Raw genomic sequence first — 22,245 nt, 5'->3', positions numbered from 1 at the left:
ACAATGTCAACCATGCTGGATTATATCGACCGGGAGTCAGAGGCGCTGGGGGTTATTCTTAATGAATACGAGGCTAAGCTTGCGCCGCTAAAAGAGTACCTGGCTAACAAAACTGTAAATAAAATAATGATTCTGGCAACGGGATCGTCATATAACGCGGTGCTCTGCGCGAAGTATTATTTCGAAGATCGCTTCGGGATACTGGTAGATATTAAAGAACCTTATAATTTCACCCATTATGAACGGCTGGATCCGACAACGGATTTGGTTATTGCGGTGTCACAGAGCGGTAAAAGCGCGTCGACGCTTGAGGCTGTGAAAAAGGTGCAGGCACAGCGCATTCCAGTCTTTTGCCTGACCTCTAATCCCGCAAGCCCGGTTGCTCAGCAGGCCGACGGCGTGCTGGATATTAACACCGGCATTGAAAGCGTGGGGTTCGTGACGCTGGGCTTCAGCGCCACGGTGCTGAACCTGTTGCTCATCGCCCTGACCGTTGCCGAACACGGCGGTCTGCCTGAGGCGGGAGAAAAGGAACGGGCGCTGGCAGAGCTGAAGGATATAGCGCTGGCGATACCGGGCGTGATAGACAAAACCAACGCCTTCATCGCTCGCCATCGGCAGCATTTCATCGGGGCGCAGCGCTTTGTGGCGACTGGCTATGGCGCGCTGGTTGGCGTGGCGAAGGAGTTCGAAACGAAGTTCACCGAAACGGTGCGGCTGCCCTCCAGCGGCTTCGAGCTGGAGGCCTACATGCACGGCCCGTACCTTGAGGCCAGCGCAAAGCACACAATCTTTTTCATTGAAGACCGGCCCCATGCGCGCAGCGCTGCGTTACGGGACTATATGCGGCCCGCGCTGGGCGGCGCGTTTACCGTAACCCTGGCTGCGGAAAGTAATGACGAGAATACGCTGGCGCTGGATTATTCAGTAAGCCATAACTTTGCGCCTTTATTATTAATAGTCCCGTTCCAGCTGCTGGCTTTTAATATCGCCACGGCGAAAGGCACGGATCTAAGTGTGCGTATTTTTGATGATTTTGACAGAGTGCTTAAAAGCAAAATTTAATTCCTTTTCAGGAGAATAACTATGTTAGGTTTTAATCAGGACGAGTACCTGACCAGTGCTCGCGATATTATCTCTGCGCGTAAAGTTGCCGAGCAGGTGGCCGGAAATATTCACGACGCCGGGTTTAATAATATATTTTTCGCCTCGGTGGGCGGTTCGCTGGCACCGATGATGGCCATGCAGGAGTTTGCCAAAGAGGTGACCGCGCTGCCGGTTTATACCGAGCAGGCGGCGGAGTTAATCTCTAAGGGAAATAAAAAGCTCACTAAAGACTCTGTGGTGATTACGCTTTCAAAATCAGGCGATACTAAAGAGTCGGTGGCGATTGCCCGCTGGTGCAAAGAGCAGGGCATTCGCGTGGTGGCCATCACTAAAAATGCGGACTCGCCGCTGGCCGAAGCGGCAACCTGGCACATCCCGATGCAGCACAAAAACGGCGTGGAGTTTGAATACATGCTGCTGTACTGGCTGTTCTTCCGCCTGGTCGCGCTCAACGGCGAGTTCAGCGGCTACGATCGTTTTGCAGGCCAGCTGGAGCTGCTGCCGGAAAATCTGTTACAGGCTAAACGCAAATTTAACGATCGCGCCGACGAGATTGCCAGCCGCTACCATAACGCGGAGTACATGATGTGGATCGGCGGGGCCGAGATGTGGGGCGAGGTCTATCTGTTCTCGATGTGTATTCTGGAAGAGATGCAGTGGAAACGTACCAAATCGGTCAGTTCGGCGGAGTTTTTCCACGGCACGCTGGAGCTGCTGGAAAAAGACGTGCCGCTGTTTCTGGTGAAAGGGGAAGGGAAGTGCCGCGCGCTCGACGATCGAGTGGAAGCCTTTGCCAGCAAGATCACCGACGATCTGGTGGTTATCGATCCTCGTGAATTTGCGCTTAACGGCATTGACGACGAGTTCCGCTGGATAATGGCGCCGTGCGTGGCCTCAACCCTGCTGGTGGACAGGCTGGCCGCTCATTTTGAACATTACACCGGGCACAGCCTGGACATCCGACGCTATTACCGTCAGTTCGACTACTAACAGCCCTGTCGGATGACGCTGCGCTTATCCGACCTACGAACCAGGTGGAGTGGATAAGCGGCAGCGCCACCCACCAGATATGAAAAACTTCGTAGGGTGGATAAGCGGCAGCGCCATCCACCAAATATAAATAATGCGTAGGGTAGATAAGCGGCAGCGCCATCCATCAAATATGAATGATGCGTAGGGTGGATAAGCGGCAGCGCCATCCACCAAATATAAATAATGCGTAGGGTAGATAAGCGGCAGTGCCGTCCATCAAATATGAATGATGCGTAGGGTGGATAAGCGGCAGCGCCATCCACCATTTTTACGCGCAAAACGGATTATGAAACGAAGTTAGCCGCCTGCTTCAGCACCAGATCGCACGCCTTGGTTTTCACCTTCTCCGCCAGCGGCGAGCTGCCGATGGTGGTCAGATCCAGCTGCTGGCCTTTGCCGGTATTCAGCAGGCCCATCAGCCCCTGGTTGTAATCCGGTTTTTCAACCGCCTTCGCGGTGTCTTCCATGCCGAGCTTGTTCATCAGCTGGCTTTTCAGGTTTTCAGTGCTGGTCACGGAAGCCAGCTTGTTCTTCGCGCAGTACTCCATCACGCCCGCCGCGTTGGTCATACTGTTGGCGCTAAGCGCCTGGTTGCCGCCGTTCAGCAGCCCGGTCAGCGTAGAGAGGGACAAGCCGCTGCTTGCGGTGCCCGCGGTGGAGGATGCACCGCTGCTGTTGCTCAGTTCACTCGCTGCGCTGGAGAGCTGGTCCTGCCAGCTTGCCGCCACCGCCTGGCCTGCAAGTACCGATGATGCCAGCGCCAGAGCGCAGATTACTTTGCTTGCTTTCATCTTGTTATTCCCTTTCGTTAGAGCTATCAGCTCTCGAGTATAACGTCTTGCGGCGAACGGACGGATGTAGAGAGTTCCTAATCTCTATGGCCCGATATATCTCAGTACCACTTTTACCGCCATTTCACGATAATGGGCAGTGTTCTGCGCCGGATCGACACCCTCTTCAAAAAGATTCGAAAACGTATAGCTGTTGGCGACATGGTGGAAGCTAAAGCTACTGATCAGACGGTGAACGTCTTTGGCGTTAATCGATTTGCTGAACAGATGCGCAGCCTGGCCGCGGCTTAGCACGTCCTCCAACAGCGTTAACGCGCTGCGGTTCACCTCACGCAGCCAGGTGGACTCTTTTACAAAGCGCCCGCGCTGCATGTTCTCCATGCAGATGATGCGAATGAAATCCGGGTTGCTGGCGTGGAAATCAAACGTCCACTCAACCAGCTGTACCATGGCTTCAACAGGGGGCAGGTCGGCGAGATTCAGCCTGCGTTCTGCGCTACGAATTTGGGTATAGACGTATTCCAGCACCTGGATATACAGCAGCTCTTTGTTCTTAAAGTGATAAACCACCATGCGCTTTGTGGTACCGGCTTTTTCGGCGATCTGCTCCATGCGTGCGCCGTTAAGGCCAAATTCGGCAAATAGCTCGATGGCACTAAAAAAGATTTTCTCCTTCAGGCTCGCCTCTTCAAAGCGTTCAGGGAGATAGATCTCGTGGCTTTCCATGCTGGCTCCTTCTGAATAAATCTAAAAAGTTATTATATAACCGGGAGTTGGTTATTGAATCATAAGGTTCGTTTTGTGAACGATATGTTTAAAAAATGTGATCCAACCCAGCGCGATGCTTGTGCTTATACACTAACTTCTACTGTTCCCGGGTGTCGTGTTGCGAATACTATCACTGACGTGGCGCCTTTCCACGGCGCGGAGAATCTTTATGTCGGATATAAAAGTCATGGATGTAAGAGAGTTAATCGATCACAGCCCGCTGGGTCGCTACCAGAAACTGATTGTGCTGCTGGGGTTCTGCGTGATTGCCCTCGACGGATTTGATATCGCCATTATGGGGTTTATCGCGCCGGTGCTGAAGACGAGCTGGGGCGTCACCAACCATGAGCTGGGTTTTGTCATCAGCGCAGCGCTTATTGGTCTGGCGCTGGGGGCGATGCTGTCCGGCCCGCTGGCCGACTGGCTGGGTCGTAAGAAGATAATCATCAACAGCGTGTTTTTCTTTGGCTTCTGGACCATTGCTACCGCCTTTTCCCACAACGTTGAACAAATGATTTTCTTCCGCTTTATGACCGGACTGGGGCTTGGGGCGGCAATGCCCAATATGGGCACGCTGGTGTCGGAATACGCGCCGGAGAAGAAACGCTCATTTCTCATCACGGTGATATTCTGCGGCTTTACCTTTGGCGCGGCGAGCGGCGGATTTGCGGCGTCGTGGATGATCCCCCATCTGGGCTGGCATTCACTGATGGCGCTGGGCGGAGTATTGCCGCTGCTGTTTGTTCCCCTGCTGATGTGGAAGCTGCCAGAGTCCGTGCGGTTTCTGGTCAGTAAACGAGCCGAGCAGCAGTGCATTCGCCAGATTGTGGCAAAGCTGTATCCCGGCGTTGTGAAGGCGGACAGCGAGTTTATGATCCCGCCGCCGCCTGCGGTGAAGCGTGGCTCGATAGCGATTGTTATGTCGGGGCAGTACCGCTTTGGCACCCTGATGCTGTGGCTGGGCTATTTTATGGGCCTGTTCCTGGTCTACGTGCTGGGGAGCTGGCTGCCGTCAATGGTCAATCAGATTGGGCTGACGGTGGCGCAGGCAGCGGTGATCGCCGCGCTTTATCAGGCTGGGGGCACCATTGGCTCGCTGTTTGCCGGTTGGTTGATGGACAGGATTAACCCGCACTGGGCGCTCGGATTGATGTACGCCACCGGCGGCGGCATGACGATTGTGATTGGCCTGGCGGGGCATAGTTTTATGCTGCTGGGGGTGCTGGCATTTTTCTGCGGCTCCTGTCTCAACGGAGCGAATACCGGAATGAACGCGCTTTCTGCCAGTTTCTACCCGACGGAAGCCCGCGCGACGGGATCGAGCTGGATGCATGGTATCGGACGCATCGGGGCCATTCTGAGCGCTTTTGCCGGTGCGGAAATGATGTCCCTGGGCCTCTCGTTCCAGACGGTATTCTTTATTCTCGCCGTGCCGGCCATGATCACTGCGGTGGCTATTTTTGCTAAGGGAAAGCGGGAGGCTGAAAGTAACGATCCCGCTGAGAAGGCCACCTTCACCCCAGCCCTCTCTCTGAGGGAGAGGGAGTAAATTGTGTTACACACGTGGGCGCTTGCGGTAGAGCCACAGGCCCGGCAGGGAGAGGCCGATGGAAAGCGCGCCCACGATAAACGACGCCTTCAGGAAGTTAGTCATCAGCAGTATCATCAGGTCTTCGCTGTAGCCGAAATGACTCATCTTTACGGCGGATATCATTGCGGTATAGGCGGAAATACCGGGAAACATCGGGATAACCGCCGCAACGGTGAAGACTTTCGGGTGCGCGAGATACCAGCGTGACCACTGAATACCGATAGTGCCGATTAGAATGGCGGCAACGAACGAACTCCATTCAATATTAATTCCTGCCGCCATCAGCGCCATGCGTGAACCGTGGCCAATCGCCCCCAGCAATGCGCAGTAGGGCAACGCCCGACGTGGGACGTTGAACACCATCGCGAAGCCGGCCGCCGGAATCGCTGCCAGCGCCATGTCTTGCAACAGCGCCAGAATAAAATCAGCTATACCCATCCGCGCAGCCCCCACAGAGACATTGCCATGATGACGCCGATGCAGGTTGCAAGCGTCAGCAGGCTGGCCATCGCCCAGCGCGCAAGTCCGGTATTCACATGGCCTTTAAACATGTCGGCCACGGCATTGATTAGCGGAAAGCCGGGTACCAGCAGCAGCACGCTGGCCGCCATGGCGATATTAGAGGTACTGGCAAACGGCCCTTTGGCGATCAGCAAGCCGGAAACGGTAGTCGCCACGAATGCCGTGATACAAAAGTTGATCTGCGGGTGAAGGTGACGCTGGGTGAGTATTTGCCGTACGGACATCGCCAGCGTGCTGGCAATAAAAGTGACAAACGCCCCGTCCCAGCCGCCGCGGTTGAGCTGACAAAAACAGCCGCAGGAGAGACCGACCATCAGCACCACCAGCCAGCGCGGATAGCGCAGCGGCTTGATATGGGCAAAGCGCTTGTGCACATCTTTATGATCCAACAGCTTATGTTCGGTCATGATCACAATATGCTGCACCTCGGTGACGACGTGCATGTTGATGCCGCGATCGACATTTTTCCGTGTGGTTGTCAGGCAGTGGCTGTCTTTAATGGTGCTCAGGACGATAGCATTAGCCGAAATGGAGCTTTCCACGCTGTCCATGCCCAGCGCCAGACCCAGGCGGGTGGACAACTCTTCGACCAGTGCGCTTTCAGCGCCGTGCTGCAATAAAAAAAGGGCGCACTGAATAGATAACCGGGTGGCTTCCCGCTGCATGTGAGTTTCTGTCTGCATGCTTTACCCTGGAGGATGAAATAAGGAGCGAAATGCTCAAATAAAAGCCTCTCATTAGTAACATAACCCCCCACCCACGCTCTGACGTGCCAGATCAATCTTTGCTCACATAGCTCAGCTGATGCACGATTTCACTAAAGTTTGAGCCCGCCCTCACTTCTGAGTAATTTTCGAAAAGTGCACGTTTTAGTCAGTTATTGGCCTTCTTTTTAACCGTCAGGCTGGCAAAAATGCAGGTGAATACATTTTAAAAACAAACTTAAAACAAAATTACAACATAACGATGAGTGAGCAAGCCCTATGAAAACTCAGGTGGTGATTATTGGTGCCGGACCTTCTGGTCTGCTGCTAGGACAGCTGCTGCAAAACGCAGGGATTGGCAATGTGATCCTTGAGCGGCAGTCCCCGGACTACGTGCTGGAACGCATCCGCGCGGGCATTCTTGAACAGGGGACTGTCGATTTGCTGCGTGAGGCTGGCGTCGCTAAGCGTATGGATGCCGAAGGGCTGGTGCATGAGGGTGTTGAGTTCCTTTTTGACGGCAGGCGCATCCCCGTTCCGCTCAAGGAGCTGACAGGGGGCAAGACGGTAATGGTTTATGGGCAGACCGAAGTTACACGTGATTTGATGGAAGCGCGGAAGGAAGCTGAAGGCGTCTCTTTTTACAACGTTGGCAACGTGCAGCTGTTCGATTTAAAAGGTGACTCGCCTTATGTCACTTTTGAAAAGCATGGAGAAACCTGCCGCATCGATTGCGACTTTATCGCCGGGTGCGATGGCTTCCACGGTGTTTCGCGGCAGGCAATTCCCGGCGATATTCTGCGTGAATATGAGCGCGTCTATCCCTTCGGCTGGCTGGGGCTGTTATCCGACACTCCTCCAGTCAATCACGAGCTGATTTACGCGCATCATGAGCGAGGCTTTGTTTTATGTAATCAGCGCTCACTAACCAGAAGCCGCTACTATTTGCAGGTGCCGCTGACGGACGGTGTCGAGGCCTGGTCTGACGACCGATTCTGGTCAGAGCTGAAGCGGCGGCTCCCTCAGGCGCTGGCTGACAAGTTAGTGACTGGTCACTCACTTGAAAAAAGTATTGCGCCGCTGCGCAGCTTCGTTGTTGAACCCATGCAGTACGGAAACCTTTTCCTCGTCGGTGATGCGGCACATATCGTTCCCCCCACCGGGGCAAAAGGGCTGAATCTTGCCGCCTCGGATGTGAATTATCTCTACCGCATTTTGCGTAAGGTTTATTTTGAAGGGCGCAGGGATTTGCTGGAAAGCTATTCGCCGATGGCGCTCAGGCGCGTCTGGAAAGGGGAGAGATTTAGCTGGTTTATGACCAATCTTCTGCATGACTTTGCGGGTCAAAACGAATTTGACCGTAAAATGCAGCAGGCCGACCGGGAATATTATCTCGGCTCCCGCGCCGGTTTGACGACAATCGCAGAGAACTATGTTGGCCTGCCGTTCGAAGAGGTTCGCTGAGGGCTTTTGCTGCAGCCGGATTGGCAAACGCATTGAATGAACTACACTTATTTGGGGGCTGGCCTCAGCCTTGAACCGAATGCGAGCGTGAGATGAGCCTGAATAATTCGATCCCCGTCTTTAAATTGTATGGCGAGAACCTGAACTGGCCAACCCGGGATTTGCTGCACTGCGAGTCAATTCACAGCCGCAGCAGCCTGTATGAATGGCATATCCGCGTCCATCAGCATGCGGACCTGGTGCAGTTACTCTATCTCCACAAAGGCCAGGCTGAGGTCGAGATTGAAGGGACGATCCATCACATAGAGCAGGCGTGTATCCAGGTTGTCCCTGCGCTCTGCGTGCATGGTTTTCGCTTTTCACCGGGTACTCAGGGTTACTCTCTCTCTTTTTCTGCCCCGCTGCTTGCGCAATTTGAACAGCAGTTTGGGCAGCCGTTACAGGTGCTGACTAAAGCGCTGTGCGTGCCTGTTAATGATTCCCGCAGCCAGATAAATACCCTGTTTCGCACTTTGCAGAGCGAATATGAAGGGGAGGCAGAGGCTCGCGATATGATGATTCACTCGTTAATTGGCGCGCTGCTCGTCTGGCTAAACCGACAAAATGTGCCAGAGCTTCCCGGAGGCGTACGTATCGAGCGTAAGCGGGCGGTGATCCGCTCGTTCAATAAGCTGGTTGAAAACCACTATCGTGACCATCTTCCTGTTTCGCACTATGCAGGCGTGATTGGGCTTTCGAGTGTGCATCTCAATAATCTTTGTCAGGAGTTTCATGGTCAGAGCGCGCTAAACGTGATCAATCAGCGTTTGCTGCTGGAAGCTAAACGCAGCCTGCACTATACGAGTATGACCATAAGTCAGGTTTCTGATTATCTTGGTTTTAGCGACGCGACTTATTTCTCTCGTTTTTTCCGCCGCTATGTAGGCACGACACCTAAAGCATTTCGCCGGGATGCAGAGCAGGTTATTGTGCATTTTTAGATGACATTAATCGCTTATTTACTTTTATTAGCCACTATTCGTATTGGTACTTAATGTTATATTCAGTGGGGCTTGCATCTATTTGTTTTATCCGTTGGCAATAATGGCGCTAACGCTTCAATTTCAATCTCAGTTAATATGCATTAACATTGTGCGCAGGCTTTGTGGCTGATATTAATTGATGTCATAAATATGAGCTGCAATATATATGTGTTTGGCAGAGAATAACCTGGGCGAGAAAGGATTGGCATGAATATTTTAGAACCAAAACGCAATATCCATGTGGCTATCAATATCCCTTGCGCAATCGTTGCTCTTGGTGTGCAACACTGTATCAGTGAGATAGCGGAAATGAAGTCCCTGAGCCTGACTGTGAGCCACCTTGAGCAGCCTCCATTGGTCACACCACTTCCTCCGGGCTCGATAGTCATACTGGATATCAGCGCCTATCCAGCTCAGGTTGCTGAGGCGATGACACTCCTTCACGCCAGACAATTTATGCAGCCCGAAACCTCTGTGATTATTTTGACCAGTAACAAGAATCCTCGTCTACTCAGTTATCTTTCGGCGCTGGATGTTCGGGCAATTATATCCTGTTATGAGTCCATGACGATTTTTAGAAATTTATTCATTAGGTCAATGGTTCAGGGAGAAGAGACAGACTTAAGCCCCCTGATTAAAATGATGATAAAGGAAGAACTGCCGAAAAAACTGACGGTTCGCGAAATTCAGGTGTTGGATAAACTTTTCCACGGTAAAAGTGTCAGTGTCATTGCAGAAGAGCTGGGGAGAGATATTCGCACAATCAGCACGCATAAACGGCGCGCAATGGAAAAATTAAACCTGAAAAATGAAAGAGACCTTCACCAGTTAGGCTGTGATTTATCAGGACAATAAATCACCCAAGGAGAATACTATGAAAGGAATTCATAGCTTAAGATTTTTACGCAATCCTGCTTGTCGTGTCATTGTTATTAGTCGAATCCCTCTTCTGTGTGAAGGGCTTCGAGTGATGATATCTCAGGAGTCTGCCGATGCCTCGTTGATGAGCCTCTCCTCCCTGCTGGATTTACGTAAATCACAGTTGGCTGGTATCAATGTGGTAGTCGCTGATTTAAGCGAAAGCACGTCAAATATTCACGAACTGCTGAATACCATCACTGAACTGCAGCACCATTCTCGTCATCTCTACTGGATTTTTCTGCTGCCTCCCTCACTGATTGATATAGCTGTTGAGCGGATGTTTACCTTGCGTACCTCTTTGATGTCCATCTGCGAGCCCGTTGAGAATCTTGTTGAACAGATTTTTAACTGTGAGGAGCGCTATAGCTATATCAGTCCTGCACTGCTGCAGGAAAAATCCCTTTTTCAGCCCTCCGGGAATGAAACCTGTGAGACTCATTTAACTTTTTCCGAGCGCAGCGTGTTAAGGCTGCTTGGCAAGGGGTGGCGCATCAATCAGATTGCGACCTTGCTAAAGAAAAGCAATAAAACGATCAGCGCCCAGAAGAAAAGTGCAATGCGCAGGCTGGCCGTGGATAACGATGTGGCTCTCTTTGCCTGGATTGTCAGTGACAGAGGAATGAGGGAGTTGAACTTGCTGTCGTTAAGGAGCGAGCTTGAAAAACCTGGCGCTAATGTGCAGGTAACGGATCTTCATGACTATCATTGAAATAAAAAAGGCCGCTGTGCGGCCTTTCAGACTGATGACAAACCTAAAGCGAAGGCGTTTCGCAAAGATTTCACCGAACAAATAACAAGGAAAATCAATTCATTGATTTTCGCCTGCTTACCACAAAGAAGGAAAAACCACGCTTTTTCCTTCTTTGTCAGCAATCTAAAAGGCCGCTGTGCGGCCTGTCAGACTGATGATAAACCTAAAGCGAAGGCGTTTCGCAAAGATCTCACCGAATAAATAACAAGGAAAATCAATTCATTGATTTTCGCCTGCTTACCACAAAGAAGGAAAAACCACGCTTTTTCCTTCTTTGTCAGCAATCTAAAGGCAAACATCCACCCATTTTGCGCCAGTGAGTTCGGCGAGACGGTCGGGTGAGATGCGCACGGCACTGTGTACTGCACCTGCGGCAGGCAAAACTTCCGCGTAGTGTTTAAGTGAGACATCGCAATAAACGGCGAGGGGATTCTCCAGCCCAAAAGGGCAAACGCCACCGACGGGATGACCGGTCCAGGTGACGACTTCATCGCTGCTGAGCATGCGGGCTTTGGCGCCAAAGGCGGCCTTAAGCTTTTTGTTATCCAGCCGTGCATCGCCTTTCGCGACGATAAGAATGACATCATTTTTGATTTTTAACGACAGCGTCTTGGCTATCTGGCCGGGTTGTACATTGTGCGCGGCGGCGGCGAGTGCAACGGTGGCAGTGCTTTGGCTGAGTTCGATAATATCGATATCGGGGGCGTGGTCAGCAAAAAATTGCTGAACGGACTGCAGACTCATGTGTTTCTCCTGATTTAGCTGCAAATAATTTCGCATAAGGTTGTGCTTTCTGTAAACCGCTTATAATCATTAGCCCTGCTTAATTTCATTTATTTGTCGATCTTCTTCACAATCACTGCAACCGGTTACAGTAACCGGTTGCAGTGCGGTAAAGAGCAGGGAATACTGAATTTGTAACCCCCCTGTACCTAATAATAAGAGCTGTCTATGAAACGTATCCTTTTATGCTGTGCCGCTGGTATGTCTACCAGCATGGTCGTGAACAGGATGAAGCAAGCTGCTTTAGTGCAACGGATTGACGTAGAAATAAAAGCAGTAGGTATTGAAGAGTTCACTGACGTGATGCCCGGTTATGATTGCTGTTTACTCGGCCCACAAATTAAATATCGTCTGGAGGATTTTAAAGCGCAGGCAGCACCTAAACAGATCCCGGTCACGGTGATTAACTCTATGGATTACGGAATGATGCGCGGCGATAAAATTCTCGCTGACGCACTCGCGTTGATAGCCTGACAGGAGAATAAAAATGTCTTCTAACCATGCCGCCTTTAATTTGATTTTCCGGTTTGTTGAAAACTATGTCAGTCCGGTTGCCGGACGTATCTCTTCCCAGCGCCACGTTATGGCTATCCGTGACGGCTTTATTTCCGCCATGCCATTTATGATCGTCGGCTCATTCCTGCTGGTCTTTGCTTATCCGCCGTTCTCGCCAACCACGACCTGGGGCTTCGCCCGCGCGTGGCTGGATATGGCAAAACAGTTTGAGGGGCAAATCCTCACGCCGTTTGATATGACGATGGGCATCATGTCGATCTATATCTGTATGGCGATTGCCTATAACCTCGGCAAGCACTATGTGAAGTCACATGCGCTGGATCCTTTCATGTGCGCCATGCTGTCTCTGATGGCATTCCTGCTGGTTGCTGCACCGAAAACGAAAGGCACCATGCCGGTCGACAGTTTGGGCGGAACGGGGATCTTCACGGCGATTCTGGTGGCGGTGTACTGCGTGGAGCTGATGAGGTTCCTCAAGGCGCACAATATCGGGATCAAGCTGCCGGACCAGGTGCCGCCGATGATCAAAAACTCCTTTGATCTGCTGATCCCGGTGCTGGTCGTGGTGCTGACGCTTTACCCGCTAAGCCTGCTGATCCAGTCTCAGTTCGATATGCTGATCCCGCAGGCCATCATGTCCGTATTCAAGCCTCTGGTTTCCGCGGCGGATTCGCTGCCGGCAATTCTGCTGGCGGTGCTGATTGGCCACCTGCTGTGGTTTGCAGGCATTCACGGTGCGGCCATTATCTCCGGCATGCTGCAAATGTTCTGGCTGACCAACCTTGGGATGAACCAGAGCGCGCTGGCGCAGGGTGCGCCGCTGCCGCATATCTTTATGGAAGCCTTCTGGACCTTCTTTATCGTTATCGGCGGTTCCGGGGCCACCATGGGCCTGGTCATCTGCTACCTGCGTAGCCGTTCAGCACATCTGCGCTCTATCGGGCGTCTGAGCGTAGTGCCAAGCTTCTTTAACATCAACGAGCCGGTTATTTTCGGTACGCCAATCGTCATGAACCCGGTTTTCTTCATTCCCTTCCTGCTGGCACCAATGGTTAACGCCGTGCTGGCATGGGGAGCGATGAAGCTGGATCTGATTGGCCGCGTGATTTCCGTTGTACCCTGGACGGCTCCGGCACCAATTGGTGCGGCCTGGGCGCTGGGCTGGGACTTCCGCGCGGCGATTCTGGTGGTGCTGCTTGCCGTGGTGTCCGCCATCATCTACTTCCCGTTCTTCAAAGTGTACGAAAAGCAGCTGCTTGAGCAGGAAGCCGAAGAGGCGCAAAAAGCCTCTGGCGAAGAGAGCCAGCAGGCGGCGTAAAGGTAAGTTGTGAAAACGGCGGGGAAACCCGCCGTTTGTTTTAGATGCTTTTTTGTGGGCTGGATAAGCGCAGCGCCATCCACCGGACGTTGTCAGAGGCTATTTTAAGGTGCAGTCACCGCAGCCCTGAACGCCTGGCAGCTTATAGCGCTGGCAGCAAGTGCGGCGCACCAGCAGTCCCTCACGGGGCACGACGGTGCGGTAGAGCGGGTTATCCTGTCCGTCCGTCAGCAGCTTCTCGAAGAAGCATGCCTGACGTAGTTCGGCGACAGCTTCATCACTCAGCAGGTCTTTGAGTTCGCCAAGGAACCAGTTGATGAGATACCCCGTATTCGCCCAGATAAGCTTGCCGTTGATATCTCCGCTGGCTTCAAGCGCATCCACCACCGGCTTCATCCCTTCGCTAATCAGCTTCTCCACACGCAGGCGCAGCGGTAAGACGGTTGTCGCGCTGTCTTCTTTAACGTCCAGCCAGAAGCTCTCTGCCCGGCCCGTTTCGTGAAACTTAACGTGGATATGCTCCGGGCTGATATTCAGTGCGCGAGAGTGAGTGACCAGCGCCATCAGCAACGGCGGCACAAGCAGACCGAGATACCACTGAGCCCAAAGGGATTTCAGCGGCTTGCCTTCGCGGGACTGCTGCGGATCGTTGCGGTAGATATGGTCTGAATAGCAGGCCATCAAGGACGTTAGCGTGGCGGGTTGCGCCCACTGGTAAAAGGTCAGGGCGTTAGCCGGTGCGCATTCGCTAAGCTTAATGAAATCGTTAAAGTAAGCGCGATGAAGGGTGAAATGGTCGCGTAGATCGTCGGCAAAGGCGGGCAACGCGCGCGTATACGGCGTTTGCCATGCTATGTCATCGATAAATCTCTGGGACTGCAGCGCCATTGCCTGATACGACCGGGAATCTAAATGATAATGATTGCCAATCCTAGCTACAGGCAAAAGCGTTAGCAAGGTGAATTTGTGCGTTCCGCAAGAGAAAGCTCAAATCTCAGGCGGCCTGCAAATTATCGCTGGTCAGAATGCTGTTACGTCCCTGGTCCTTCGCCCGATATAGCGCTTTGTCGGCCATCTCCAGCGCTTCTTCAATGCCGTCGTCCAGTAAAGGGGCAATACCGATGCTTATCGTCACGTTTGTTGCTACCTGCTCATTAAACAGGTGCAGAATTCTAAGATCGTAAACACGCAGGCGAATGCGCTCTGCGGTCTCCATCGCGTTTTCGGCATCGGTATTTGTCAGTAAGACCATAAACTCTTCTCCGCCGTAGCGGGTCACAATGTCCCTTGAGCGCACCACATCACGAATGGCAGCGGAGACGCGAATCAGCGCCTGGTCACCCATGCTGTGGCCATAGTTATCGTTGTAAGCCTTAAAATGGTCAATATCGAGCAGCAGCACGTAATGATTGCCGCTGCCGGCTGCCATCACCGTCTCCAGGCGGCTCTGAAAGCCACGGCGGTTATAGAGGCCGGTGAGCGGGTCGATCATGCTCAGGTCGGTGAGTGTCTCTTTCTCTTCCAGCAGCTTGTTCATCAGCCGTTGGGTGAAATTATCATTTCTGCGCTGAATAATATGCTGGATGGTGATGCCCACCCCCGGCAGGGCGACAGAGTAGAGCACTCGCAGCCAGTGTTCCCCCTGGTCGAGCCAGAGAATGGTCAGCGTTGCGGGCAGACAATGTAAGATAAAGGCCTGTAAATTATTGATAAAAGAGATGGCACCGATAAATAACATCGTCAGCAGGGCGATGATTAAAAACGAGGCGTCGGTATTGGGAATCGCATCATTTTTGATAATGATGTGCCATGCCCATAATAAGCCGAGGGCAAAAGAAGTATAATTTATATTAATTAATCTTTGTTTATCAATTAATTGCCATGCAAGTAATGAGGCGCTGATAAGCAAAATCAAACCAACGGGCACGGTAAACGGCATCGTTTGATGGATGGGGCTTGCCAGGCTGAAACAGGCAGAGATTGCGTTGAGTAACAGGAATAAACGTAAGGAAAGCTGATGCTTACCTTTCAGTAATGCCCGCCAGGTTTTTGCACTCATAGATAATTAGATTCTTTCGCCCAGATGTCGGGGTTGTCACTGCGTGATAGATAAAAGTTATTTTTGCGGATAACGAAGTAACGTCAGTTGTTATTGATTAGTGAATTTTCTTAACGTTATTGCTCAATCTATCACCTTCATGAATGTATGTCATCTGATGAAATGCAGCCGTCAGCGGTCAATATGCTGACAAATGAGAAAGCTTATCATATGATATTGGTTATCATTACCAATTGATGAGATAGCCCATATGTTGCATCGACAGCTGGAAAGCGCCTGGGGGATGATCGTGCCGGGTTTGATTGTCGCCGCGCTGGTGTGGATGGATCTGTCGTTCAGCCAGTGGCGGATGCTGGTAGTCATTGGCCTGCTTGCGTCAAGCGTCATGCTCTATCACAAGCGGCTGCGCCATTACGTGCTGCTGCCATCGGGCATTGCGTTCGCCAGCGGGCTTGCGTTGGTCATCATGAATTTTGGAATGAAATAAAAACGAGGTGAAAGCATGCAGAAAACAACTGAGGACTTACTGGATCACTTCTGGGAAACAACCAGAAAGTGGTGCGAAGAGAGGGACTTGAACCCTCACGTCCGTTAGGACACTAACACCTGAAGCTAGCGCGTCTACCAATTCCGCCACCTTCGCACAGTTTTTCTAAGCTTGCGCTTAAAGGTCAGATATCGCCTTCGCATGGTGCGAAGAGAGGGACTTGAACCCTCACGTCCGTAAGAACACTAACACCTGAAGCTAGCGCGTCTACCAATTCCGCCACCTTCGCGCAGTGCGAACGATATCTTGCGTGGTTGTTGGTGGTGCGAAGAGAGGGACTTGAACCCTCACGTCCGTAAGAACACTAACACCTGAAGCTAGCGCGTCTACCAATTCCGCCACCTTCGCATACCTGTAATACCGAAGTATCACAACCACGGAGGCGCATTCTAGATGTTTTCTGAGCTTCGTCAACAGTTAATTTGGCACCGCTTTCGCAATTGCTGCAAAAAGCGGCGCTGGGGCGTGTTTAGCGCTTCTTCGCCTTGGCTGCACGGGCCAGTACGGCACGGTAAACTTTAAAACGACCTGTTTGTGCGATGACCTCATGGCTGCCAAACACTTCGTCCAGCACGTTCGGGTAGGCCAGGAAGGCGTTGGCAACGATGCGGAGTTCGCCGCCCATGTTCAGATGACGAGCCGCCCCGCGGATCAGCTGGTGGGCCGCATCCAGGCTGGTCTGCATGCCATCGTGGAACGGTGGGTTGGAGATAATCATGTCGAAACGGCCATTGATTTCTGAATAGACGTTGCTGGCGATCACCTCACCTTCGATGTCGTTTGCGGCAAGCGTTGCGCGGCTGGCTTCCACTGCCGTAGCGCTGACATCACAAAGCGTCAGACGAACTTTCGGAGAGTGGCTCTTCAGCGTCATCGCCAGCACGCCCGCGCCGCAGCCGACATCCAGCACTTTACCTTTGGTATGCGCGGTCAGGGTGGAGAGCAGCAGCTTGCTGCCGGTGTCCAGGCCATCGCGGCTGAACACGCCCGGCAGGGTTTTCACCGTCATGCCTTCGTGATCGTACTCATCCCACCACGCCTGTTGGTCAAACTTAGGTTGCGTTTCGAGGCGACCATGGTACAGACCGCAGCGGCGCGCGCTGTCGATTTTGGTCAGCGGGCAATAGTCTTCAAGGATTTGTTCCGCACTCCGCACGCCGCTGCGGTTTTCACCCACAACGAATACGTCACAGCCAACCGGCATCAGGGAGAGAATGTTCATCAGCTGGAATTGCGCTTCCGGCTTGTTCTTCGGCCAGTAGTAAATCAGCGTATTACAGTCACCGACGATGTCGGCTCCCGCAACAAGTCCGTACTGTGCATTTTCACCCATCTGGGCGCTGAGCACCTGCCAGTGGTGGAACTGTTGGGTATGAGCGCGGCTTTCCGCGGTGTCGAAACGGGCGGGTAGATCGTCTTGAAGATCACCGGCAAACAGGACGCGGCTTTCGGTAAAATCATCGCTGTGGCGCAGCAGCACTTCGCTTGCCGGGGTTAACGCAGTCATCAAATTACTCCTGGAAAATCAGATCCAGGATTATAGAGGTTTAATGGCGCACATTCGATGTATTTGCTATATTTGCGCCCCAATTGGCACTCTCAAAAGGTTTCGCTATGACTTCGCGACGCGACTGGCTGTTACAGCAACTGGGCATCACCCAGTGGGAGCTGCGGCGACCGTTGGTGTTGCAGGGCGAAATTGCCGTCTCGCTGCAGGCGAATACCCGGCTGGTGATGGTGGCCGAAGACCTTCCGGCTCTCAGCGATCCGCTGGTCGGCGACGTACTGCGCGCGTTGGCACTGCTGCCTGCACAGGTCATGCAGCTCACGCCGGAACGTGCGGCAATGTTGCCCGCAGACTTGCCCTGCCACAGCTGGCGTCTGGGTGTCGAGGCACCGCTTTCTCTTCCCGGCGTGCAGTTGACGACGCCTGCCTTAAACGAGCTTTATCATAATGGCACCGCCCGACGGGCGCTGTGGCAGCAAATTTGCAAACATGAACATGATTTCTTCCCTGACGCCGGATGATTTGCCGGCGGCGTACGTTATCGAACAGCGCAGCCATGCTTTCCCGTGGAGTGAAAAGACCTTCGCCAGCAACCAGGGCGAGCGCTATTTCAATTTGCGGCTCGATGTCGACGGCAACATGGCGGCGTTTGCCGTCACCCAGGTCGTCCTCGATGAAGCGACGTTGTTTAATATCGCGGTCGATCCCGCCTGGCAGCGCAGAGGATTAGGCCGCCAGCTGCTGGAACATTTAATCCGCGAGCTGGAAGCAAAAGATGTCTTTACCCTGTGGCTTGAAGTGCGCGCCTCGAATGCCGCAGCCATTGCGCTCTACGAGAGTCTTGGCTTCAACGAAGCGACGATTCGCCGCAACTATTACCCGACAAAAGAGGGCAGGGAAGACGCGATTATCATGGCGTTACCGCTTGGTTGAAACGATAAGAAAGGTGTGTTGATGAACTGGGACTGGATTTTATTTGATGCCGACGAAACGCTGTTTACCTTTGACGCTTTCGGCGGCTTACAGCGGATGTTTCTCGACTACAGCGTGACGTTCACCGCTGAAGATTTCCAGGATTACCAGGCAGTGAATAAACCTTTGTGGGTGGATTACCAGAACGGTGCCATCACTGCCTTACATCTGCAACATCAGCGTTTTCAGAGCTGGTCGGAAAGACTGAATGTGCCGGCAGGTGATTTGAACGCCGCATTTCTGAATGCCATGGCCGAGATTTGTACCCCGCTGCCGGGTGCGGTCTCTTTGCTCAACGCGCTGAAAGGCAAAACGAAGATCGGCATTATCACCAACGGCTTCACGGCGCTGCAGCAAATCCGCCTTGAGCGTACCGGCCTGCGCGATGCTTTCGACCTGCTGGTTATCTCCGAACAGGTTGGCGTCGCCAAGCCGGATCCCCGCATCTTCGATTATGCTTTTGAGCAGATGGGCAACCCGCCGCGCGACCGCGTGATGATGGTGGGGGACACCGCCGAATCAGACATTCTGGGCGGCAACAACGCAGGCATTGCAACCTGCTGGCTAAACGCCCATGGGCGCGCTCTGCCAGAGGGGATTCACCCCACATGGCAGGTATCCTCTCTAAGTGAACTGGAGCAACTGTTGTGTAAGCCATGATTGAGAATATTAACAAAGAAGGGAAAAACGTGGTTTCCCCTTCTTTGTCGGTAAGCAGCCGAAAATCAATTAATTGATTTTCCTTGTTAATATTCCGGTGAGCTTTATTCAGTTCACAATCGCATAAAGTTTGTCATCCTGCGGATGATTGTTGATTGTTAAACCCACACTGATGGGTAAAATAGCCGCCAGAAAACGTTCATTCGTCGCGTGGCCCCGCGCCGCGCGCATTCACAGAAGATACAATTATGACTTTGTCTCCTTTCCTGCAAGAGGTGTCGAAACGCCGCACCTTTGCGATCATTTCCCACCCGGATGCCGGTAAAACGACCATCACTGAAAAAGTGCTGCTGTTCGGACAGGCAATCCAGACCGCCGGTACCGTTAAGGGCCGTGGCTCAAGCCAGCACGCAAAATCTGACTGGATGGAAATGGAAAAGCAGCGTGGTATCTCCATTACCACGTCCGTGATGCAGTTCCCATACCGCGACAGCCTGGTTAACCTGCTCGATACCCCAGGGCACGAAGACTTCTCTGAAGATACCTACCGTACCCTGACGGCGGTGGACTGCTGTCTGATGGTTATCGACGCCGCGAAAGGTGTAGAAGATCGTACCCGCAAGCTGATGGAAGTTACCCGCCTGCGCGACACGCCAATCCTCACCTTTATGAACAAGCTGGACCGCGACATCCGCGATCCGATGGAAGTGCTGGATGAAGTGGAGCGCGAGCTGAAAATCGCCTGTTCCCCTATCACCTGGCCTATCGGCTGCGGCAAGCTGTTCAAAGGGGTTTATCACCTCTATAAAGACGAAACTTATCTTTACCAGACCGGCAAAGGCCACACTATCCAGGATGTTCGCGTTGTTAAGGGGCTTAACAATCCTGAGCTGGAAGCTGCCGTGGGTGAAGACCTGGCCGCGCAGCTGCGTGATGAGCTAGAGCTGGTGCAGGGTGCCTCTCACGAGTTCGATCGTGAGCTGTTCCTTGAAGGTGAGCTGACCCCAGTCTTCTTCGGTACCGCACTGGGTAACTTCGGCGTGGACCATATGCTGGATGGCCTGGTGGAGTGGGCGCCCGCGCCAATGCCGCGCAAGACCGACAGCCGCGAAGTTGAAGCAGCGGAAGAGAAGTTCTCCGGCTTTGTCTTTAAAATTCAGGCCAACATGGACCCGAAACACCGCGACCGCGTGGCGTTTATGCGCGTGGTGTCCGGCAAATACGAAAAGGGCATGAAGCTGCGCCAGGTTCGTACCGGTAAAGACGTAGTTATCTCCGACGCGCTGACCTTTATGGCGGGCGATCGCTCCCACGTTGAAGAGGCGTACCCGGGCGATATTATCGGCCTGCATAACCACGGCACCATCCAGATTGGCGATACCTTCACCCAGGGCGAGATGATGAAGTTCACCGGTATTCCGAACTTCGCCCCTGAACTGTTCCGCCGTATCCGTCTGCGCGATCCTTTGAAACAGAAGCAGCTGCTTAAGGGCCTGGTTCAGCTTTCAGAAGAGGGCGCGGTGCAGGTCTTCCGCCCAATCGCCAATAACGATCTGATCGTTGGCGCGGTGGGCGTGCTGCAGTTCGACGTGGTTGTGGCTCGTCTTAAGAGTGAATACAACGTTGAGGCGATTTACGAATCTGTAAACGTTTCTACCGCTCGCTGGGTCGAAAGCAGCGACGTGAAGAAGTTTGAAGAATTCAAACGTAAGAACGAAATGCAGCTGGCGCTGGATGGTGGTGATAATCTGGCGTATATCGCGCCGACGATGGTCAACCTCAATCTGACGCAGGACCGTTACCCGGAAGTTGTGTTCCGCAAAACTCGCGAGCACTGATCCCCGCGCAGGGCGCGGCAGCCGCCGCGTCCCGCTACTTTTCCAGTCTTATTAACCCCTTACGGAATACTCTTAATTACCCCGCTTTCTCCTTCGTTTGCCGCTTTTTCAACCGTTCAGACATGCAATTTTGCGATAGTGATCTATATTTAACAATGTAATGACAAGTTACATGGATAAATGTCCCACAAATAACAGATTTTACGGGATGTTTTTCAAGGTAAATTTGTAATCGCGATATTAATAACTGCTTTAACTCATGAAAGGCGATATATCGAACAGGGCGAGTAGCCGTAAAGTTTGGTTATCCATGAAGCCGATGACTGAGAGCAAGCTTAGGTGAAACAAGCCTTTTCAGCAAAGCTGCCACGTTGTGGCTTAGAGCTCAAATTCTGAGCAAACTTACAGGAATAAATCGATGACTACGACTAAGATTTCGAAAACTCTGCTGGCGGTAGTTCTGGGCTCGGTTCTGGCAAGCGGCACGGCCCTTGCGGAAGACACCATGATGAACAAAACTGAATCTACAGCTGATAGCGCAGGGAAAAAAATCGATAGCTCTATGAATCAAGTCGGTAACTTCATGGACGACAGCTCCATCACTGCGAAAGTGAAAGCGGCGCTGGTTGACGATGAGAACATTAAAAGCACCGATATTTCGGTGAAGACCGATAAGAAAGTGGTGACGCTGAGCGGCTTCGTTGAAAGCCAGGCCCAGGCCGAGCAGGCGGTTACCGTTGCCAAAGGCGTGGAAGGCGTCTCTTCCGTGAGCGATAAACTCCACGTTCGCGATGGCAAAGACAAATCCGTAAGCGGTTATGCGGGCGATACCGCAACCACAAGCGAAATCAAAGCTAAACTGTTAGCAGACGACATCGTGCCGTCTCGTAACGTGAAAGTAGAAACCACCGATGGTGTTGTTCAGCTTTCAGGCCATGTGAAGTCTAACGCTCAGTCCGAGCGCGCTGAGAGCATTGCCAAGGCCGTTGACGGCGTTAAAAGCGTTAAAAACGACCTGAAAGTACAGTAATAGCAGCATAGCAAAACTCTTTCCCTCGGGGTGTCCGGGGGAAGCAGTCAGCACTACCGCTACTCATACATCGCCAGTGGGAAAGCCTGAAGGGCACTCATTAAGAAGCGATTAGAGTTCACTATGGTTTAAGGAGAGGCTTATGTTTCGTTGGGGCATTATTTTTCTGGTTATCGCGTTGATTGCAGCAGCGTTGGGCTTTGGTGGCCTTGCTGGTACCGCAGCAGGTGCTGCAAAAATCGTCTTCGTGGTAGGTATTATTCTGTTCCTGGTCAGCCTGTTTATGGGCCGTAGACGTCCATAGCGTGCTATAACAGTTAGAGACCGACCAGAGAGCCAGTC

General features: G+C 52.5%; 24 protein-coding genes and 3 tRNA genes. 16 read left to right on the top strand and 11 right to left on the bottom strand.

Translation table 11 applies throughout. The features are described from left to right. Window positions 1-3 precede the first annotated feature (3 nt). The gene (locus HYQ67_RS03175) at window positions 4-1,065 is read left to right on the top strand and encodes an SIS domain-containing protein (RefSeq protein ID WP_237391052.1); all 1,062 of its coding nucleotides are present in this window, start codon (window positions 4-6) and stop codon (window positions 1,063-1,065) included. 21 nt (window positions 1,066-1,086) lie between these two features. Then, window positions 1,087-2,097, top strand: coding sequence for an SIS domain-containing protein (locus HYQ67_RS03170; RefSeq protein WP_202301413.1), 1,011 nt, complete (start codon window positions 1,087-1,089; stop codon window positions 2,095-2,097). 326 nt (window positions 2,098-2,423) lie between these two features. On the opposite strand, the gene HYQ67_RS03165 is transcribed toward HYQ67_RS03170, so the two are convergent. Continuing rightward, on the bottom strand, window positions 2,424-2,930 hold the full coding sequence (locus HYQ67_RS03165; protein ID WP_202301411.1) for a YjjA family protein: 507 nt from the start codon (window positions 2,928-2,930) through the stop codon (window positions 2,424-2,426). Between the two features lie 84 nt (window positions 2,931-3,014). After that, window positions 3,015-3,656, bottom strand: a complete 642-nt coding sequence (locus HYQ67_RS03160) for a TetR/AcrR family transcriptional regulator (RefSeq protein WP_202301409.1) — start codon at window positions 3,654-3,656, stop codon at window positions 3,015-3,017. A gap of 211 nt (window positions 3,657-3,867) precedes the next feature. Here HYQ67_RS03160 and HYQ67_RS03155 point away from each other — a divergent pair, with 211 nt between their 5' ends. Continuing rightward, complete coding sequence (locus HYQ67_RS03155) at window positions 3,868-5,247, top strand: MFS transporter (protein WP_202301407.1); 1,380 nt, start codon at window positions 3,868-3,870, stop codon at window positions 5,245-5,247. Window positions 5,248-5,253: 6 nt separating this feature from the next. Here HYQ67_RS03155 and HYQ67_RS03150 read toward each other — a convergent pair whose 3' ends face one another. Together HYQ67_RS03150 and HYQ67_RS03145 are read right to left on the bottom strand one after the other, a co-directional pair. After that, window positions 5,254-5,727 (bottom strand): threonine/serine exporter, encoded by a 474-nt coding sequence (locus tag HYQ67_RS03150; protein WP_202301405.1) that lies wholly within the window; start codon window positions 5,725-5,727, stop codon window positions 5,254-5,256. Then, window positions 5,718-6,494: a threonine/serine exporter family protein gene (locus HYQ67_RS03145; protein ID WP_202301403.1), complete on the bottom strand. Its 777-nt coding sequence runs from the start codon at window positions 6,492-6,494 to the stop codon at window positions 5,718-5,720. The genes HYQ67_RS03150 and HYQ67_RS03145 overlap by 10 nt, the downstream gene beginning before the upstream one ends. Window positions 6,495-6,794: 300 nt before the next feature. On the opposite strand from HYQ67_RS03145, the gene pobA reads away from it, so the two are divergent. The 4 genes from pobA to HYQ67_RS03125 all read left to right on the top strand — a co-directional run bounded on the left by pobA (window position 6,795) and on the right by HYQ67_RS03125 (window position 10,631). Next, window positions 6,795-7,979 carry a 4-hydroxybenzoate 3-monooxygenase gene (pobA, locus tag HYQ67_RS03140; RefSeq protein WP_202301401.1) on the top strand — a complete coding sequence of 395 codons (1,185 nt, stop codon included), beginning with the start codon at window positions 6,795-6,797 and terminating at the stop codon, window positions 7,977-7,979. Between the two features lie 92 nt (window positions 7,980-8,071). Continuing rightward, a complete protein-coding gene (locus HYQ67_RS03135) occupies window positions 8,072-8,959 on the top strand; it encodes a helix-turn-helix domain-containing protein (RefSeq protein ID WP_202301399.1) in 888 nt (295 codons plus the stop codon). Window positions 8,960-9,208: 249 nt separating this feature from the next. Then, window positions 9,209-9,856, top strand: a complete 648-nt coding sequence (locus HYQ67_RS03130; RefSeq protein ID WP_202301397.1) for a helix-turn-helix transcriptional regulator — start codon at window positions 9,209-9,211, stop codon at window positions 9,854-9,856. 19 nt (window positions 9,857-9,875) lie between these two features. Continuing rightward, window positions 9,876-10,631 (top strand): LuxR C-terminal-related transcriptional regulator, encoded by a 756-nt coding sequence (locus HYQ67_RS03125; protein ID WP_202301395.1) that lies wholly within the window; start codon window positions 9,876-9,878, stop codon window positions 10,629-10,631. A 327-nt stretch (window positions 10,632-10,958) separates the two neighbouring features. On the opposite strand, the gene HYQ67_RS03120 is transcribed toward HYQ67_RS03125, so the two are convergent. Beyond that, window positions 10,959-11,417 (bottom strand): YbaK/EbsC family protein, encoded by a 459-nt coding sequence (locus HYQ67_RS03120; RefSeq protein ID WP_202301393.1) that lies wholly within the window; start codon window positions 11,415-11,417, stop codon window positions 10,959-10,961. A 207-nt stretch (window positions 11,418-11,624) separates the two neighbouring features. Between HYQ67_RS03120 and HYQ67_RS03115 the strand changes: the two genes are divergently transcribed. Together HYQ67_RS03115 and HYQ67_RS03110 are read left to right on the top strand one after the other, a co-directional pair. Then, complete coding sequence (locus tag HYQ67_RS03115; RefSeq protein ID WP_202301392.1) at window positions 11,625-11,930, top strand: PTS sugar transporter subunit IIB; 306 nt, start codon at window positions 11,625-11,627, stop codon at window positions 11,928-11,930. A 13-nt stretch (window positions 11,931-11,943) separates the two neighbouring features. Continuing rightward, window positions 11,944-13,290 carry a PTS sugar transporter subunit IIC gene (locus tag HYQ67_RS03110; RefSeq protein ID WP_202301391.1) on the top strand — a complete coding sequence of 449 codons (1,347 nt, stop codon included), beginning with the start codon at window positions 11,944-11,946 and terminating at the stop codon, window positions 13,288-13,290. A gap of 99 nt (window positions 13,291-13,389) precedes the next feature. Here HYQ67_RS03110 and fhuF read toward each other — a convergent pair whose 3' ends face one another. Both fhuF and HYQ67_RS03100 read right to left on the bottom strand, forming a co-directional pair. Then, window positions 13,390-14,178: a siderophore-iron reductase FhuF gene (gene fhuF / locus HYQ67_RS03105; protein ID WP_202301390.1), complete on the bottom strand. Its 789-nt coding sequence runs from the start codon at window positions 14,176-14,178 to the stop codon at window positions 13,390-13,392. 106 nt (window positions 14,179-14,284) lie between these two features. Next, the gene (locus HYQ67_RS03100; protein WP_202301389.1) at window positions 14,285-15,349 is read right to left on the bottom strand and encodes a GGDEF domain-containing protein; all 1,065 of its coding nucleotides are present in this window, start codon (window positions 15,347-15,349) and stop codon (window positions 14,285-14,287) included. Between the two features lie 250 nt (window positions 15,350-15,599). Between HYQ67_RS03100 and HYQ67_RS03095 the strand changes: the two genes are divergently transcribed. Beyond that, window positions 15,600-15,836, top strand: a complete 237-nt coding sequence (locus tag HYQ67_RS03095; protein ID WP_202301388.1) for a DUF1435 domain-containing protein — start codon at window positions 15,600-15,602, stop codon at window positions 15,834-15,836. Window positions 15,837-15,905: 69 nt separating this feature from the next. Here the strand turns inward: HYQ67_RS03095 and HYQ67_RS03090 are convergent. From HYQ67_RS03090 to rsmC, 4 genes are all read right to left on the bottom strand, one after another. Continuing rightward, window positions 15,906-15,992 (bottom strand) — tRNA-Leu (locus HYQ67_RS03090). Window positions 15,993-16,038: 46 nt separating this feature from the next. Further along, window positions 16,039-16,125, bottom strand: a tRNA-Leu gene (locus HYQ67_RS03085). 32 nt (window positions 16,126-16,157) lie between these two features. Beyond that, window positions 16,158-16,244, bottom strand: a tRNA-Leu gene (locus HYQ67_RS03080). A 121-nt stretch (window positions 16,245-16,365) separates the two neighbouring features. Next, window positions 16,366-17,403, bottom strand: a complete 1,038-nt coding sequence (rsmC, locus tag HYQ67_RS03075) for a 16S rRNA (guanine(1207)-N(2))-methyltransferase RsmC (protein ID WP_202301387.1) — start codon at window positions 17,401-17,403, stop codon at window positions 16,366-16,368. Window positions 17,404-17,510: 107 nt separating this feature from the next. Between rsmC and HYQ67_RS03070 the strand changes: the two genes are divergently transcribed. From HYQ67_RS03070 to HYQ67_RS03045, 6 genes are all read left to right on the top strand, one after another. Continuing rightward, entirely contained in the window at window positions 17,511-17,924 is a 414-nt protein-coding gene (locus HYQ67_RS03070; protein ID WP_202301386.1) for a DNA polymerase III subunit psi, read from the top strand. After that, on the top strand, window positions 17,893-18,336 hold the full coding sequence (rimI, locus tag HYQ67_RS03065) for a ribosomal protein S18-alanine N-acetyltransferase (RefSeq protein ID WP_202301385.1): 444 nt from the start codon (window positions 17,893-17,895) through the stop codon (window positions 18,334-18,336). Before HYQ67_RS03070 ends, rimI begins: the two co-directional genes overlap by 32 nt. 21 nt (window positions 18,337-18,357) lie before the next feature. Further along, on the top strand, window positions 18,358-19,035 hold the full coding sequence (yjjG, locus tag HYQ67_RS03060; protein WP_202301383.1) for a pyrimidine 5'-nucleotidase: 678 nt from the start codon (window positions 18,358-18,360) through the stop codon (window positions 19,033-19,035). 248 nt (window positions 19,036-19,283) lie between these two features. Continuing rightward, on the top strand, window positions 19,284-20,873 hold the full coding sequence (gene prfC / locus HYQ67_RS03055; protein ID WP_202301381.1) for a peptide chain release factor 3: 1,590 nt from the start codon (window positions 19,284-19,286) through the stop codon (window positions 20,871-20,873). Between the two features lie 418 nt (window positions 20,874-21,291). Continuing rightward, on the top strand, window positions 21,292-21,903 hold the full coding sequence (gene osmY, locus HYQ67_RS03050) for a molecular chaperone OsmY (RefSeq protein WP_202301380.1): 612 nt from the start codon (window positions 21,292-21,294) through the stop codon (window positions 21,901-21,903). Window positions 21,904-22,045: 142 nt separating this feature from the next. Further along, the gene (locus HYQ67_RS03045; protein WP_002437547.1) at window positions 22,046-22,207 is read left to right on the top strand and encodes a DUF1328 domain-containing protein; all 162 of its coding nucleotides are present in this window, start codon (window positions 22,046-22,048) and stop codon (window positions 22,205-22,207) included. The last annotated feature ends 38 nt before the right edge of the window (window positions 22,208-22,245 follow it).

The organism is Dryocola clanedunensis subsp. sulfonylureivorans, assembly GCF_016756775.1.
GTDB lineage: Bacteria > Pseudomonadota > Gammaproteobacteria > Enterobacterales > Enterobacteriaceae > Dryocola > Dryocola clanedunensis.
The sequence above is the reverse complement of the archived record's forward strand: the minus strand, read 5'-3'. Positions and strand labels throughout refer to the sequence as shown.

Coding starts and splice junctions, on each gene's coding strand:
- HYQ67_RS03175 (WP_237391052.1), top strand. CDS start 4: ATGTCAACCATGCTGGATTATATCGACCGGGAGTCAGAGGCGCTGGGG.
- HYQ67_RS03170 (WP_202301413.1), top strand. CDS start 1,087: ATGTTAGGTTTTAATCAGGACGAGTACCTGACCAGTGCTCGCGATATT.
- HYQ67_RS03165 (WP_202301411.1), bottom strand. CDS start 2,930: ATGAAAGCAAGCAAAGTAATCTGCGCTCTGGCGCTGGCATCATCGGTA.
- HYQ67_RS03160 (WP_202301409.1), bottom strand. CDS start 3,656: ATGGAAAGCCACGAGATCTATCTCCCTGAACGCTTTGAAGAGGCGAGC.
- HYQ67_RS03155 (WP_202301407.1), top strand. CDS start 3,868: ATGTCGGATATAAAAGTCATGGATGTAAGAGAGTTAATCGATCACAGC.
- HYQ67_RS03150 (WP_202301405.1), bottom strand. CDS start 5,727: ATGGGTATAGCTGATTTTATTCTGGCGCTGTTGCAAGACATGGCGCTG.
- HYQ67_RS03145 (WP_202301403.1), bottom strand. CDS start 6,494: ATGCAGACAGAAACTCACATGCAGCGGGAAGCCACCCGGTTATCTATT.
- pobA (WP_202301401.1), top strand. CDS start 6,795: ATGAAAACTCAGGTGGTGATTATTGGTGCCGGACCTTCTGGTCTGCTG.
- HYQ67_RS03135 (WP_202301399.1), top strand. CDS start 8,072: ATGAGCCTGAATAATTCGATCCCCGTCTTTAAATTGTATGGCGAGAAC.
- HYQ67_RS03130 (WP_202301397.1), top strand. CDS start 9,209: ATGAATATTTTAGAACCAAAACGCAATATCCATGTGGCTATCAATATC.
- HYQ67_RS03125 (WP_202301395.1), top strand. CDS start 9,876: ATGAAAGGAATTCATAGCTTAAGATTTTTACGCAATCCTGCTTGTCGT.
- HYQ67_RS03120 (WP_202301393.1), bottom strand. CDS start 11,417: ATGAGTCTGCAGTCCGTTCAGCAATTTTTTGCTGACCACGCCCCCGAT.
- HYQ67_RS03115 (WP_202301392.1), top strand. CDS start 11,625: ATGAAACGTATCCTTTTATGCTGTGCCGCTGGTATGTCTACCAGCATG.
- HYQ67_RS03110 (WP_202301391.1), top strand. CDS start 11,944: ATGTCTTCTAACCATGCCGCCTTTAATTTGATTTTCCGGTTTGTTGAA.
- fhuF (WP_202301390.1), bottom strand. CDS start 14,178: ATGGCGCTGCAGTCCCAGAGATTTATCGATGACATAGCATGGCAAACG.
- HYQ67_RS03100 (WP_202301389.1), bottom strand. CDS start 15,349: ATGAGTGCAAAAACCTGGCGGGCATTACTGAAAGGTAAGCATCAGCTT.
- HYQ67_RS03095 (WP_202301388.1), top strand. CDS start 15,600: ATGTTGCATCGACAGCTGGAAAGCGCCTGGGGGATGATCGTGCCGGGT.
- rsmC (WP_202301387.1), bottom strand. CDS start 17,403: ATGACTGCGTTAACCCCGGCAAGCGAAGTGCTGCTGCGCCACAGCGAT.
- HYQ67_RS03070 (WP_202301386.1), top strand. CDS start 17,511: ATGACTTCGCGACGCGACTGGCTGTTACAGCAACTGGGCATCACCCAG.
- rimI (WP_202301385.1), top strand. CDS start 17,893: ATGAACATGATTTCTTCCCTGACGCCGGATGATTTGCCGGCGGCGTAC.
- yjjG (WP_202301383.1), top strand. CDS start 18,358: ATGAACTGGGACTGGATTTTATTTGATGCCGACGAAACGCTGTTTACC.
- prfC (WP_202301381.1), top strand. CDS start 19,284: ATGACTTTGTCTCCTTTCCTGCAAGAGGTGTCGAAACGCCGCACCTTT.
- osmY (WP_202301380.1), top strand. CDS start 21,292: ATGACTACGACTAAGATTTCGAAAACTCTGCTGGCGGTAGTTCTGGGC.
- HYQ67_RS03045 (WP_002437547.1), top strand. CDS start 22,046: ATGTTTCGTTGGGGCATTATTTTTCTGGTTATCGCGTTGATTGCAGCA.